Here is a 12,404-nt window from a genome sequence, read left to right on the forward strand (position 1 = left end):
CTATTGTCCAGAAGGGACGTAAGCCGCTATGGCAAAGATCATTGCATTTGACGAAGAGGCCCGCCGCGGCCTCGAGCGTGGACTGAACACCCTCGCTGACGCCGTAAAGGTTACCCTCGGCCCGCGTGGCCGCAACGTCGTGCTCGAGAAGAAGTGGGGCGCTCCCACGATCACCAACGATGGTGTTTCCATCGCCAAGGAGATCGAGCTTGACGACCCGTACGAGAAGATCGGCGCCGAGCTGGTCAAGGAAGTTGCCAAGAAGACCGACGACGTCGCCGGCGACGGTACCACCACTGCAACCGTTCTGGCCCAGGCCCTGGTCAAGGAAGGCCTGCGCAACGTTGCTGCCGGCGCCGACCCGCTGAGCCTGAAGCGCGGCATCGAGAAGGCTGTTGACGCTGTCACCGCCGAGCTGATCGCCTCCGCCAAGGAAATCGAGACCAAGGAGCAGATCGCTGCCACCGCGTCCATCTCCGCCGGAGATCCGCAGATCGGCGAGCTGATCGCTGAAGCTCTGGACAAGGTCGGCAAGGAAGGCGTTGTCACCGTCGAGGAGTCCAACACCTTCGGCCTGGAGCTGGAGCTCACCGAGGGCATGCGCTTCGACAAGGGCTACCTGTCGGCGTACTTCGTCACTGACGCAGAGCGCCAGGAGACGGTCCTCGAGGATCCGTACATCCTGATCGTCAACTCCAAGATCTCCAACGTGAAGGACCTGGTTGGCATCCTGGAAAAGGTCATGCAGTCCGGCAAGCCGCTGCTGATCATCGCCGAGGACGTCGAGGCTGAGGCTTTGGCCACCCTGATCGTGAACAAGATGCGCGGCACCTTCAAGTCCGTGGCCGTGAAGGCTCCGGGCTTCGGCGACCGCCGCAAGGCCATGCTGGCCGACATCGCCATCCTGACCGGCGGCCAGGTCATCGCCGAAGAGGTTGGCCTGAAGCTGGAGAACGCCACCCTGGACCTGCTGGGCCAGGCCCGCAAGGTGGTTGTCACCAAGGACGAGACCACCATCGTCGAAGGTGCCGGCGAAGCCGACGCCATCGCCGGCCGCGTCAACCAGATCCGTGCCGAGATCGACAACTCCGACTCCGACTACGACCGCGAGAAGCTGCAGGAGCGCCTGGCCAAGCTGGCCGGCGGCGTGGCAGTTATCAAGGCCGGTGCCGCAACCGAGGTTGAGCTCAAGGAACGCAAGCACCGCATTGAGGACGCAGTCCGCAACGCGAAGGCTGCCGTTGAGGAAGGCATCGTCGCCGGTGGCGGCGTGGCCCTGATCCAGGCCGGTGCCAAGGCGTTCGCCAACCTGACCCTCGAAGGCGACGAAGCAACCGGCGCCAACATTGTCAAGGTTGCCATCGACGCTCCGCTGAAGCAGATCGCCCTCAACGCCGGCATGGAGCCGGGCGTTGTGGCCGACAAGGTCCGCGGCCTGGCCGACGGCCACGGTCTGAACGCTGCCACCGGTGTCTACGAAGACCTGCTGGCTGCCGGCGTGAACGACCCGGTCAAGGTCACCCGCTCTGCTCTGCAGAACGCGGCCTCCATCGCCGGTCTGTTCCTGACCACCGAAGCCGTTGTCGCCGACAAGCCGGAGAAGGCCGCTCCGGCCATGCCGGGTGGCGACGAGATGGGCGGCATGGGCGGCTTCTAAGCTTCCCTGCACCTACCTCGGCCTGGCAGCAGGCCACGGTTTGCGCGAGGCGCGGTTCCCCATACGGGAGCCGCGCCTTGCGGCTTTAACTAGCCGTTTTCGCGCAGCCAGTCCGGGCCGTGCAGCCGCCAGGCGTCCAGTTCCGCGGAGAGGTTCCGTTTGGCATTTTCCAGCCATTTCTCCCGCGCTGCAGGTGTCCGGTACAGCGGGTCCAGTTCCAGCAGCCCGCGCACGACGGCGGTGCGTCCGGCGGCGAAGTCCACGTCGGCCACATGGGCATAGTCTTGGCGGACGTTCCGGACATAGCTGCGGTACTCCGCCGGCGTTCCGCCGAGGACGGCCAGATCGGCGTCGCACAACAGCGCCCCGGATTCGTCCTGCGGACCGGGGGAGTGTCCCGCCGTGAGCAGCACTAGCCGGACCACTTCGGCCGTCTCGTCAGGGCCGACGCCGGCAGTCGGTAGGCTGTCTGCGGCCAGGTCTGCGGACTCCTGTTCATCCTGCCCAGCCCGGCCGTTGTAGACCGCATCGTGGAACCAAGCCGCCAGCCACACTGCGCGTGGACGGAGCCCGGACCCAACCGGCGCGAGCTGTCCCAGCGCTTCCAAAACTGCCAGCAGGTGGCCGGTGCCGTGGTAGTGGCGGTGCGGCTCCGACCAGCGGTCCAGCAGCTCCCGGCCCAGATCATCCTCGCCGGGCAGCAACTCGTTCCACCGCCGCAGCAGCACGCGGCGCAGCCTTTCCGGGCGCTGCCGGGCCGGGACACGGAGTCCGCTGGCCTGCAGCCGGCGGGTCAGTTCGCCGGCACTGACCTCGACTGCTCCCAGCGTGACCAGCTCACGGTAGCGGCTGACCGGCACGTCGTAGTGGTCCCGGTCGAAGGCACGTTCGCGGATGCCGGCGGCCGCGGCGAAGCGGTGCAGCTCGGCCAGCGAGCTGTCCGAGACGAGGTGCGAGAAGTGCGTGCCGTGCGCGGGCCAGAGCGGAGGATCGATAAGTATTGCCACCTGCCCAGCCTAGGGCCAGGAATGTCGGCCGGATCTGAAAAGATGGAAATCATGACTATCACTGCTGCCGCCGACGGCTCCGCACTCGGCAACCCCGGACCGGCCGGCTGGGCTTGGTACATCGACGACTCAGCGTGGGCTGCCGGCGGCTGGCCGCACGGGACCAACAACCAAGGCGAACTGATGGCTGTGCTGGATCTGTTCCGCGCCACCGCGCATGTGCCCCAGGAGCACCTGCGCGTGCTGTGTGACAGCCAGTACGTGATCAACTGCGTGACCAAATGGATGCCGGGCTGGAAACGGCGCGGCTGGAAGAAGGCCGATGGGAAGCCGGTGCTGAATGTCGACTTGCTCAAGGACATCGACGCCGTGATTAAGGGGCGCAGCTACGAGTTCGAGTGGGTCAAGGGCCACGCCGGCCACCCGCTGAACGAGGCCGCCGACGAACGGGCCCGCGCGGTGGCCGTCGCCTTCCAGAACGGAACCGGCGCACCCGCGGGTCCGGGATTCCCGGGGGGACCCGGCACCTCGGGCAGCGCCGTCCTGGGAGCTGGGTCGGCCGGCGCACCCCGAGCCGGAACAACCCCGGCGGTCAGCCCGGCAGCGGCACCCCTCACTGTTCGGAACGCGGTCCAGCCGACGGTGGCAATGACGCCTGAACCGGATTTGTTCTCCGAACTGGAGGACTTCGCCGGCGACGAAGCCATCGAGGGCTCGCCGGAAGAGCTGGTGGTCCGGCTGGAGCAGCAGCTCCTCAGCCCCGCGGTCCGCGCAGACTTCGGCCGGCTGGCGGTGCTGCTGCACCCGGACTTCGTCGAGATCGGCGAGTCCGGCCGGATGTGGACGCGGGACGCGGTGATCAGCGAACTGCAGGAAAGCCCCGAACTGGATGCCTCGCTGGAGGTCTTCGCCGTCGAACGGCTGAGCCAAGACAGCATCCTGCTGACCTATCGCAGTATCCGCCGCGAGGGGTCCGCCCTGCGCAGTTCGCTCTGGCTGCGGGACGGCCAGCAGTGGCGCCTGCGCTTCCACCAGGGCACGCCCGAACAGGGCTGAGCTGCCGCGCCCGCACCTGGCCGGACAGTGCTCAGGCCAGAAACATCCGGGCGTTGGCTTCCTCCGCCTGCAGGTACTGCTGCGAGGCGTGGGACAACGCCGCGTTGATGCTGGCCAAGGATTCCTCCACCCTCAGTTGGGTGGCCCGCCAGTCGGTCACCAGCTGTTGGAAGTTCGCCGCAGCCGCGCCGGTCCAGAGCGATTCCAATTCTCGCAGTCCGGACTGCATGCTGTTCACCTCCGCCTGCAGCCGTCCGATGGTGCCCTGCACCGCCATGCTCTTGGCCGCGAGGGCCTCGCTGTCTACTTGGAATACGGCCATGATGTCCTCCGCTGGTGGTGTACCTATCCGACACCGTTCAGGCTAGGCAGCGGCGGAAGCTGCCGCGAGGCTCCAGCCGACAGTTGTGGACAACCCAGACGTGCGAGCAGCTTGTGGATTAGCCGAGGGCGAACGGCTCGTCCTCGTCCGCCAGCGGTTGATAGGGGATCCTGATGGACATGGTGGCGCCACCGCCGGGTGTCTGCGTCACCCGGACCGTGCCGTCGTGCTGTGCCACCAGGGCGGCAACAATGGCCAGGCCCAAGCCCGTCCCGCCGGTTTCGCGATAGCGGGAGGTATCTGCCCGGTAGAAGCGTTCGAACACCCGCGAAGCCTCGTCTTCGGGGATTCCGGGACCGTGGTCACGGATCTCGAGGACGGAATCCAACCGGTCGTCGATGACCGGTTGAACGCCGACGGCAATCTCCAACGGCGAGCCTTCGGGCGTGTAGCGCAGGGCGTTGGTAACCAGATTGGCCACCACCTGGCGCAGCCGGGCTTCGTCGCCGAGGATCGGCGCCGGACGGGGCGCACCGCCGTCGAGCCCCACCACAGTGATCTCCCGGTCGGGTGCGCTGGCCCGCGCGTCCAAGGCGGCGTCGTTACCGAGCAACAGAAGGTCCAGCGGCTTGGCTTCAAGGGGGCGCTGTTCGTCCACCCGGGCCAGCGTCAGCAGGTCATCCACCAACTGGCCCATCCGCGTGGCTTCGCTTTCGATACGGCCCATGGCAGCGCCGACGTCTTCCGGTGACTGCAACGCCCCGTGCCGGTACAGCTCCGAAAAGCCGCGGATGGTGACCAACGGGGTGCGGAGCTCGTGCGAGGCATCCTGAATGAAACGGCGCATGCGCTGTTCGGAGGCGGTGCGGGAAGCGAAGGCTGATTCAATGTGGGCGAGCATGGCATTCAACGAACTGGCCAGTCGGCCGACCTCGGAGGCGGGGTTGACTACCTCGACGCGGCGCGAGAGGTCGCCGGCGGCAATGGCAGCGGCTGTTTTGTCCACCCGGGTCAAGGGCTGGAAGGACCGGGTCACCGCCAACCAGGCGACGCCGATGGCCGCAACCGTTGACGCGACGCCGATGAGAAGAGTGCTCACCGAAACCTTGTTGAAGGTATCGTTTACCTCCTTGTAGCTCACCGCTACCACGACCGAGCCGGCGCCATTTTGCAGTGGCCACACGGACACGCGCCAACCGTCGCTGTCCCGCTTGGTCCCCGGCACATAGAAACCGCGGTTTTGGAGGTCGGCCGCGTCGTCCGGCGTCAGGGGCGGCAGATTCGGACGGTCGCCTTGCGGGTTCGTGTCGATGCTGATGCGGCCGACTTGCGACAGCAAAGCGCCGTAGTACCGCTCCGACGAATAGGCGTTTTGGGTGGGGTTGGTCGCTTCGCGGACCAGGAAGGAGGCGAGGGCTTGGCGGTTCTTGGCCAAGTCAGCATCGAGTTGCTTCACCAGCGTGTCATGCAGCAGCGTCAGGGTCAGCACCGAAATCAGCGTCAGGGTGCCGATCATGAGTACACCCATGATCAGGACCAGTTGCGACCGCAGGGACGCCGACCTCCAGCGCTCCACCATCGGTCAGCGGCGGTCGGCCGTACGCAGCAGGTAGCCCACGCCGCGCTTGGTCTGGATCAGCGGCGGAGTGTCCGGATTCGTGTCGATTTTCCGCCGCAGGTAGGAGATGTAGGACTCAACGATCGAGGCGTCGCCGTTGAAGTCATACTCCCAGACATGGTCCAGGATCTGTGCCTTGGACAGCACCCGGTTCGGGTTCAGCATCAGGTAGCGCAGCAGCTTGAACTCGGTGGGGGAGAGGTCGATGACCTCGCCGCCGCGGCGAACTTCATGTGCGTCGTCGTCGAGCTCCAGGTCGTCCACGTGGATGACCGCGTCGTCCTCCAGCAGCGGCCGGGTGCGGCGGAGCACAGCCCGGATGCGGGCCACCACTTCGTCCAGGCTAAAAGGTTTGGTCACGTAGTCGTCGCCGCCCACGGTCAGGCCGGTGACCTTGTCTTCGGTCTCGTCCCGGGCGGTCAGGAAGACCACCGGAAAATGGCGGCCCGAGGCACGGAGTTTGCGGGTCACGGTGAAGCCGTCCATGTCCGGAAGCATGACATCCAGCACGGCCAGATCCGGCAAATGTTCTTCAGCCGCATCCAAGGCCTCGCGGCCGTTGGCGGCAGCCACTACGTCAAACCCGGCGAACCGCAGCGACGTCGACAGCAGTTCGCGGATGTTCGGCTCGTCGTCGACGACCAGCAGTTTGGCTTCGGGCTCAGGCTTTTTCACGTTCCCAGTGTGCTCCCGGTTTCTGGGAGTTTGCTGAATGGATGCTGCAGGCAATGAGGGCCCGCGCTGTGACCGGCGAGGCCAGTCCGGCGGAGCGGTTACCCCTGCAGCACGTCCTTGGCGTCCTTGATGGTGTACGCGTAGCCCTGCTCGGCCAGGAAACGCTGCCGCTTGGCGGCGAAGTCCTGATCCAGCGTGTCCCGCGCCACCACGGTATAGAACCGCGCCGACCGTCCGTCCGCCTTGGGACGCAGCAGCCGGCCCAGGCGCTGGGCTTCCTCCTGCCGGGACCCGAACGACCCGGACACCTGGATCGCCACGGTGGCTTCGGGCAGGTCGATGGAGAAGTTGGCCACCTTGGAGACCACCAGCGTCTGCAGCTCGCCGCGGCGGAACGCGTCGAACAGCCGCTGCCGTTCCTTGACCGAGGTGCCGCCCTTGATCACCGGCGCGTCCAGGTGCTCGGCGATCTCGTCCAGCTGGTCAATGTACTGCCCGATCACCAGCAGCTGTTCGCCCTCGTGCGCCTTCACCAGGGCATCGACCACCGGCGTCTTGGTCGGGGACGTCGCGCACAGCCGGTACTTGTCGCCGTCGTCGGCCATGGCGTACGCCACCCGCTCGTCCCGCGGCAGGTCCACCCGGACCTCCACGCAGTCGGCCGGAGCGATGTAGCCCTGCGCCTCGATGTCCTTCCACGGGGCGTCGTAGCGCTTGGGCCCGATCAGCGAGAACACTTCGCCTTCGCGGCCGTCCTCGCGCACCAAGGTGGCGGTGAGCCCCAGCCGCCGCCGCGCCTGCAGGTCGGCCGTCATCCGGAACATCGGGGCCGGCAGCAGGTGCACCTCGTCGTAGATGATCAGGCCCCAGTCGTTGGCGTCCAGCAGTTCAAGGTGCGGGTACAGTCCGCCGCGGCGCATGGTCAGCACCTGGTAGGTGGCGATGGTGACCGGCCGGACCTCCTTGACCGAGCCCGAGTATTCACCCACGTCCTCGGCGGTCAGCGTGGTCCGCCGGACCAGCTCGTCCTTCCACTGCCGTGCGGCAACGGTGTTGGTCACCAGGATCAGCGTGGTGGTGGAACTGGTGGCCATTGCGGCCGCTCCCACCAGCGTTTTGCCGGCCCCGCAGGGCAGGACGACGACGCCGGAACCGCCCGCCCAGAAGTTCTCCACGGCCAGCCGCTGGTACGGCCGCAGCTGCCAGCCGCCCGGCGCGGCGGATTCGGCCAGCGCGATGGGATGCGGCGTGCCGTCGACGTAGCCGGCCAGGTCTTCCGCGGGCCAGCCGAGCTTGAGCAGCAGTTGCTTGAGCTGACCGCGCTGTGAGGAATGCACCACGGTGGTCTCGGCATCGATCCGCGGACCCAGCAGCGGCTGGATCTTTTTGGCGTGCATGACTTCTTCGAGCACCGGGTAGTCGGTGGTGCGCAGCACCAGGCCATGCTGCGGGTCCTTCTCCAACCGCAGCCGCCCGTACCGGGACATGGTTTCCTCGATGTCCACCAACAGGGCGTGCGGCACCGGGAAGCGCGAGTAGCTCAGCAGCGTGTCCAGCACCTGTTCGGCATCCAGGCCGGCGGCACGCGCGTTCCACAGCCCCAGCGGAGTGATCCGGTAGGAATGCACGTGCTCCGGTGCCCGCTCTAGCTCCGCGAACGACGCGATGGCATGCCTGGCCTCGTTCGCCTGCTCATGGTCCACTTCCAGCAGGATGGTTTTGTCGCTCTGGACGATCAACGGTCCGTCGGCCATTCAGCTGCCCTCCAATAGTTCAATGTCCATCACCCGGTGGATGGAGACGGTGCGCTCGCTGTCGCGGTCGGGATCGAACACGCGCAGCCGTCCGCCGCTGACGGACAGCGGCAGCATGACCTGCCGCCGGTGGGTGCCGTCCGGATCCACAATCCCAATCCGCACCCGCTGCTTCAACCGGATGGCGGTCCGCAGCGTTTCCAGGGTCAGCACCGGCCCCGCCTCGGCGGCTGGCTTTGCCGGGATCCCGGTGCTCCGCAGCGCCGCCAGCTGGGCGTCGGTCGCTTCGGCGGTGAGCTCCCAGGGATTGGTCTTCACCGGGAACGACGACGGCGCGCGGCCGGCTTGCGCCGTCGCGGCACCCTCCGCCGGGGTGCCGTCCGCAGCGAAACCGCCGCTGCCGCTTCGCGCGCCGCTGCCGCTGCCGCGTGCCCCGCCGGGTAGGCCGCCGCCCGTGCCCGCGGCGCCGCCCAGCGCCACGCCGTCGTCGGCCTCCGGCGCCGGCGCATAGCCGAACTGGCGCAGCGAGGCGAGCAGATCTCGGGCGGCGGTCCGCGAGACGGCCACAGTGGGGGCCAGCCGGCGCAGGCCCAGGCGCGCGGTGCGCGGGTCGGCGAGCAGGTCCGTCAGCGCGTCCTCGTCGTCGCTGCGCAGGAAGCTGGCGGCCGCGCCGAACCGCAGCGCACCGTGCCGGGACGCAGTGTCCTCCACCAGGTACTCCAGCGGCTGCGGCACACCGGTGGCCGAGTGGCGGGTCAGGAAGCCAAGGATGTTGGCCGCATCGCGCCCGGCATCCAGCGCATGCCGGATGCTGTCCGCCGAAAACCGGTAGATGGTGGCCGGGCCTTGGCCTTCGGCGGTGGACAGCAGGGACAGCTCAGCGGCGATGTCCGGCGCCAAGTAGCCGGGTGCCACCGCCGTCAGGTCCGCCTGCAGCACGAATTCGACCAGCGGGTCCGGCAGTTGATCGGCCAACAGTTCAGCTGCCTCGGCGAGCCTGTCCTGCGCCAGCGCGCGTCCCAACTCGGTCAGCGCGCCGGACCCTACCAGCCCGAGCCTGGCCGCCTCGGCCAGGATGCCCGGCACCAGCCGCTCAAACCGCCGCCGCTGGCGAGGCCGGCGCCAAACCAAATAGCCGGTGACCGCGTCCGGCGAGGGCGCCGGGGTGCTGCCGGTTGCAGCGGCGTCCGGTCCGCCGCCCGGCCGGAGCTCCGGCCCGTCGGGACGGTCGGCCAAAGCCGCGGGCGTGCACAGCTCTTCCAGCGCCTCCAGCACGCGGCGGCGGACGGCCGGCGCATCGGGACGGGACGCTTCCGCGGCCAGCGCATTAATGGCGGTGTCCGACGGCGTCCTGCCGCCCACCAGCGAGGGCGCGCGGTCCAGCTGCAGCCAGGCCGACACGAGCAGCAGCCACTGGTCCTGCCGCGCCAAGGTCCCGAACATGGCGCCGGCGTGGACCACCCAGCGGGAGGTATCCACGTCCAGGATGAGCAGTCCGGCAGCGGCAGAGAGCTCCAGCAGCCAGCTGGTCTCGTCCGGTTCGATCCGCAGCGAGTCCGAAAGCCGACGGACTTCGCGGACGCCTACACCGCCCGCGCGCAGCGTAGCAACAGGGCCGCGGCGGACCTGGTCCAACAACTCGGCCACCAGCCGCAGCGTCTCGGCGGCGGCGGAGAAGGCGGCATTGTCGCGCAAAGAATTCCGGACCTGCCGTGCAGTTGTCGCCGGCGGCAGGGTGTGCCACGGATCGGCGACCGCACCGCCGCGTACCGCCCGGCCGGCCGGCCAGGGGAGTTCCACGTGTGATGCGTCAAGGGGAACCAGCAGCCCGTGCGCCGCCAGCCAGTCGATCGGCGAGGTTGCCTCGGTGGGGCCGGTGCCGGCCAACGGGTGCGGCAGCGCGCCCAGCGGGGAACGGCGGAACTTTCCGAGCAGCTCGCCGGTCTGCTCCGGTGCCTGCGCGATCAGCGCCGGCCAGGTCCGCGGGTCGGCCAGCCAGCGGTCCAGGGCGGCGGCCGCGCGCGCAGCCGAGGCTGCCGCCGGGTCGGCGTCTTCGTCCCCGCCTGGCTCGGGGGCGTCGGCCGGCAACTCGTAGCCGGCCTCGCGCAGCAGCCGCACGGTGCGGACCAGATGGTCCGCCGCTACCGAACTGGAGGCGGCCAAGGCGGCGTAGCTGCGGCCCAGGCCGGCCGGATACGGTCCGAGCGCTTCGGCCAGACTGGCCACCGGAAGGTAGGCCGGGGGCTGCAGGAGGTCCCCGCCGTCGTCAGCTGGAAAAGCACTGTTGTCAGATGAAGGCTCCGCGCGCACCAGCAGGGCAAGTTCCTGCAGGCGGGCCAGGTAAGAGTCCAGGTCCGGCTGGACGACCGTGCCTGCCTGCGGAACCAGCAGGGGCTGCAGGGAGCGGGCGTCGGCGGCGCGGCCGGCATCAACATCGGTGCTGAGCACCACGGCTTCAAGCACCTCCAGCTCAGGCCGGGAGAGGTTCTCCAGCACCCGCTGAAGGCTGATCCGCGTGCAGGCCCGGGCAGCTAGCGCGGAAAAGTCCGGTACGGGCGGCAGGCAGAGGTCCGGCCGGGCACTGAACAGCTGGCGCAGCTCGGCGTCGCTGCGGGCGGCCAACTGGCCGGCCAAGGCGCGGATGGAGGACACCGGATTAACGTTACCCGCACCACTGCGGCCGGTAGCGCCCGGGGCAGGGTCGCCTTCACCGGCGGTGCCGCTAGCTGCTGCGGCGGCGGCGGATGCTGCCGGCCATCAGCAGCACCATCAGCACGAAGGCGAGAGGAAAGCAGAACCAAGCCAGGCCCATGAAACCGGTCCACACCGGAGTTCCGATCATGGCACCGGCCAGAATGACGCCCAGGCTGCCCAGCCCTGCCAAGAGCAGGACGACAGCGGCGAAGACCAGCAGACGGTGCAGCGCACCCGACTCGGCGGGGCGCGGCGCATTCTGGGCGGGGACGGTTCCGGACATGCCACCAGATTAACTCCCGGCCGTGCCGGGGCCCAATCCCACCCGCACGCCGGAAGCGAAAACGGCTGCGGACCGGCCTCCGCGGTCGGCGGAACAAGCTAATCTAGAGACAGACTTTCCCCGCCACGCACCGGCCGCACCTGCGGCCGGTGTACTGTCGGCGGGGCACATGGTAAGAACGCAGCAGCGGGCGGTACCGTCGCAACATTTAAGCAGAACGAGGTAAGCAAAGTGCCCATCGGCAAAGTCAAGTGGTTCGACACGGAAAAAGGCTTCGGGTTCCTGGCCAGCGAAGATGGCCAGGAAGTGTTCCTGCATGCTTCTGCGCTGCCGGCCGGTGTCAAGGACGTAAAGGCGGGCACCCGGATGGAGTACGGCATCGCCGACGGCCGCCGTGGCCCGTCCGCACTGTCCGCCCGCATCCTCGACGCGGCTCCCTCGGTGGTGCGCGCAACGCGTAAGCCGGCCGAGGACATGGCCGTCATCACCGAGGACCTGATCAAGCTGTTGGACGGCATCTCCAACGGGCTGCGCAAGGGCCGCTACCCGGAACGCTCCCACGCGTCCAAGGTTGCTGCGGTGCTCCGCCGAGTGGCCGACGATCTGGACGCGTAAGCGGACTTGATGACTGAAAACCTGAACGGCTCCAGCGCTGAAACCGCGCCAGTGGAGCAGCCCGTCGCCAACGGGTCCGAGACCGAGGCTGCGCCCCGGCGTCGTCCTGCGCGTCGCACCGCCAAACTGGACCTGGTCCTGGCCGCCGCGGTGGACCGCGCTCGGGAAGGCGTGCTGGAGATCGCCCCGCCCGAACAAATTGGTGCGCACGTCGGCAGCTATGCCGACGGCGACCGTCTGGTCACCCACCGGTTCGAGGCACAGTTGGCGGGCTACGCCGGCTGGCAGTGGTATGCCACGTTGGCCCGTGTCCCGCGCGGCAAGGAAGCAACGGTCTGCGAAGTAGGCCTGCTCCCGTCCGAGAAATCGCTGCTGGCTCCCGAGTGGGTGCCGTGGGCAGACCGGGTGCGGCCTGACGAAGTGGCGGCTGCGGCCGAAGCCGAGGCAGCCGAGGCAGCCGCGGCGGCGGAGGCGCAGGACGACGCCGAGGCGGCTCCCGGAACTGATGCTGCAGAGGAAACTCCGGCAACCGCGGGCGAAGACGAGGCAGCGGATGCGGAAGCCCCTGCAAGCGAGGACAAGGACGCAGCGGTGGAGGAAGCCCCTGCAAGCACGGGCGAGAACGCAGCGGCGGAGGAAGCCGCTGACGGGAATCTGACAGAGGCAGCCGAGAACGACACGACCGAGGAATTCACCGAAGCCACCTCCTGAGGTGGCCGATCG

The 12,404-nt window shown here is 68.3% G+C and carries 11 protein-coding genes; 4 read left to right on the forward strand and 7 right to left on the reverse strand.

Annotation, left to right across the window (positions count from 1 at the left end):
• The first annotated feature begins 28 nt into the window (after window positions 1–28).
• Window positions 29–1,657, forward strand: a complete 1,629-nt coding sequence (groL, locus tag AC5RW2_RS13135) for a chaperonin GroEL (RefSeq protein WP_493951148.1) — start codon at window positions 29–31, stop codon at window positions 1,655–1,657.
• Window positions 1,658–1,746: 89 nt separating this feature from the next.
• On the opposite strand, the gene AC5RW2_RS13140 is transcribed toward groL, so the two are convergent.
• The gene (locus AC5RW2_RS13140) at window positions 1,747–2,664 is read right to left on the reverse strand and encodes a DUF4031 domain-containing protein (protein WP_493964373.1); all 918 of its coding nucleotides are present in this window, start codon (window positions 2,662–2,664) and stop codon (window positions 1,747–1,749) included.
• Between the two features lie 51 nt (window positions 2,665–2,715).
• On the opposite strand from AC5RW2_RS13140, the gene AC5RW2_RS13145 reads away from it, so the two are divergent.
• Window positions 2,716–3,720 (forward strand): RNase H family protein, encoded by a 1,005-nt coding sequence (locus AC5RW2_RS13145; protein WP_493964374.1) that lies wholly within the window; start codon window positions 2,716–2,718, stop codon window positions 3,718–3,720.
• A 31-nt stretch (window positions 3,721–3,751) separates the two neighbouring features.
• Here AC5RW2_RS13145 and AC5RW2_RS13150 read toward each other — a convergent pair whose 3' ends face one another.
• From AC5RW2_RS13150 to AC5RW2_RS13175, 6 genes are all read right to left on the reverse strand, one after another.
• Window positions 3,752–4,042, reverse strand: a complete 291-nt coding sequence (locus tag AC5RW2_RS13150; protein WP_493951145.1) for a WXG100 family type VII secretion target — start codon at window positions 4,040–4,042, stop codon at window positions 3,752–3,754.
• A gap of 118 nt (window positions 4,043–4,160) precedes the next feature.
• Complete coding sequence (locus AC5RW2_RS13155) at window positions 4,161–5,570, reverse strand: sensor histidine kinase (RefSeq protein WP_493964375.1); 1,410 nt, start codon at window positions 5,568–5,570, stop codon at window positions 4,161–4,163.
• 54 nt (window positions 5,571–5,624) lie between these two features.
• Window positions 5,625–6,335: a response regulator transcription factor gene (locus AC5RW2_RS13160; protein WP_493951143.1), complete on the reverse strand. Its 711-nt coding sequence runs from the start codon at window positions 6,333–6,335 to the stop codon at window positions 5,625–5,627.
• A 98-nt stretch (window positions 6,336–6,433) separates the two neighbouring features.
• Entirely contained in the window at window positions 6,434–8,089 is a 1,656-nt protein-coding gene (locus tag AC5RW2_RS13165; RefSeq protein WP_493951142.1) for a DNA repair helicase XPB, read from the reverse strand.
• Window positions 8,090–10,741: a helicase-associated domain-containing protein gene (locus AC5RW2_RS13170; RefSeq protein WP_493964376.1), complete on the reverse strand. Its 2,652-nt coding sequence runs from the start codon at window positions 10,739–10,741 to the stop codon at window positions 8,090–8,092.
• Between the two features lie 70 nt (window positions 10,742–10,811).
• Window positions 10,812–11,066 carry a hypothetical protein gene (locus AC5RW2_RS13175; RefSeq protein ID WP_493951140.1) on the reverse strand — a complete coding sequence of 85 codons (255 nt, stop codon included), beginning with the start codon at window positions 11,064–11,066 and terminating at the stop codon, window positions 10,812–10,814.
• Between the two features lie 231 nt (window positions 11,067–11,297).
• Here AC5RW2_RS13175 and AC5RW2_RS13180 point away from each other — a divergent pair, with 231 nt between their 5' ends.
• Together AC5RW2_RS13180 and AC5RW2_RS13185 are read left to right on the forward strand one after the other, a co-directional pair.
• On the forward strand, window positions 11,298–11,681 hold the full coding sequence (locus AC5RW2_RS13180; RefSeq protein WP_136786865.1) for a cold-shock protein: 384 nt from the start codon (window positions 11,298–11,300) through the stop codon (window positions 11,679–11,681).
• A 9-nt stretch (window positions 11,682–11,690) separates the two neighbouring features.
• The gene (locus AC5RW2_RS13185; RefSeq protein WP_493964377.1) at window positions 11,691–12,392 is read left to right on the forward strand and encodes a DUF3027 domain-containing protein; all 702 of its coding nucleotides are present in this window, start codon (window positions 11,691–11,693) and stop codon (window positions 12,390–12,392) included.
• Window positions 12,393–12,404 lie beyond the last annotated feature (12 nt).

This window comes from Arthrobacter sp. B0316-1-20 (genome assembly GCF_059091865.1).

What these genes read in the sequence shown, in the direction of transcription:
- groL (WP_493951148.1), top strand. Translation starts at nt 29, where the DNA reads ATGGCAAAGATCATTGCATTTGACGAAGAGGCCCGCCGCGGCCTCGAG.
- AC5RW2_RS13145 (WP_493964374.1), top strand. Translation starts at nt 2,716, where the DNA reads ATGACTATCACTGCTGCCGCCGACGGCTCCGCACTCGGCAACCCCGGA.
- AC5RW2_RS13150 (WP_493951145.1), bottom strand. Translation starts at nt 4,042, where the DNA reads ATGGCCGTATTCCAAGTAGACAGCGAGGCCCTCGCGGCCAAGAGCATG.
- AC5RW2_RS13155 (WP_493964375.1), bottom strand. Translation starts at nt 5,570, where the DNA reads ATGGGTGTACTCATGATCGGCACCCTGACGCTGATTTCGGTGCTGACC.
- AC5RW2_RS13165 (WP_493951142.1), bottom strand. Translation starts at nt 8,089, where the DNA reads ATGGCCGACGGACCGTTGATCGTCCAGAGCGACAAAACCATCCTGCTG.
- AC5RW2_RS13175 (WP_493951140.1), bottom strand. Translation starts at nt 11,066, where the DNA reads ATGTCCGGAACCGTCCCCGCCCAGAATGCGCCGCGCCCCGCCGAGTCG.
- AC5RW2_RS13185 (WP_493964377.1), top strand. Translation starts at nt 11,691, where the DNA reads ATGACTGAAAACCTGAACGGCTCCAGCGCTGAAACCGCGCCAGTGGAG.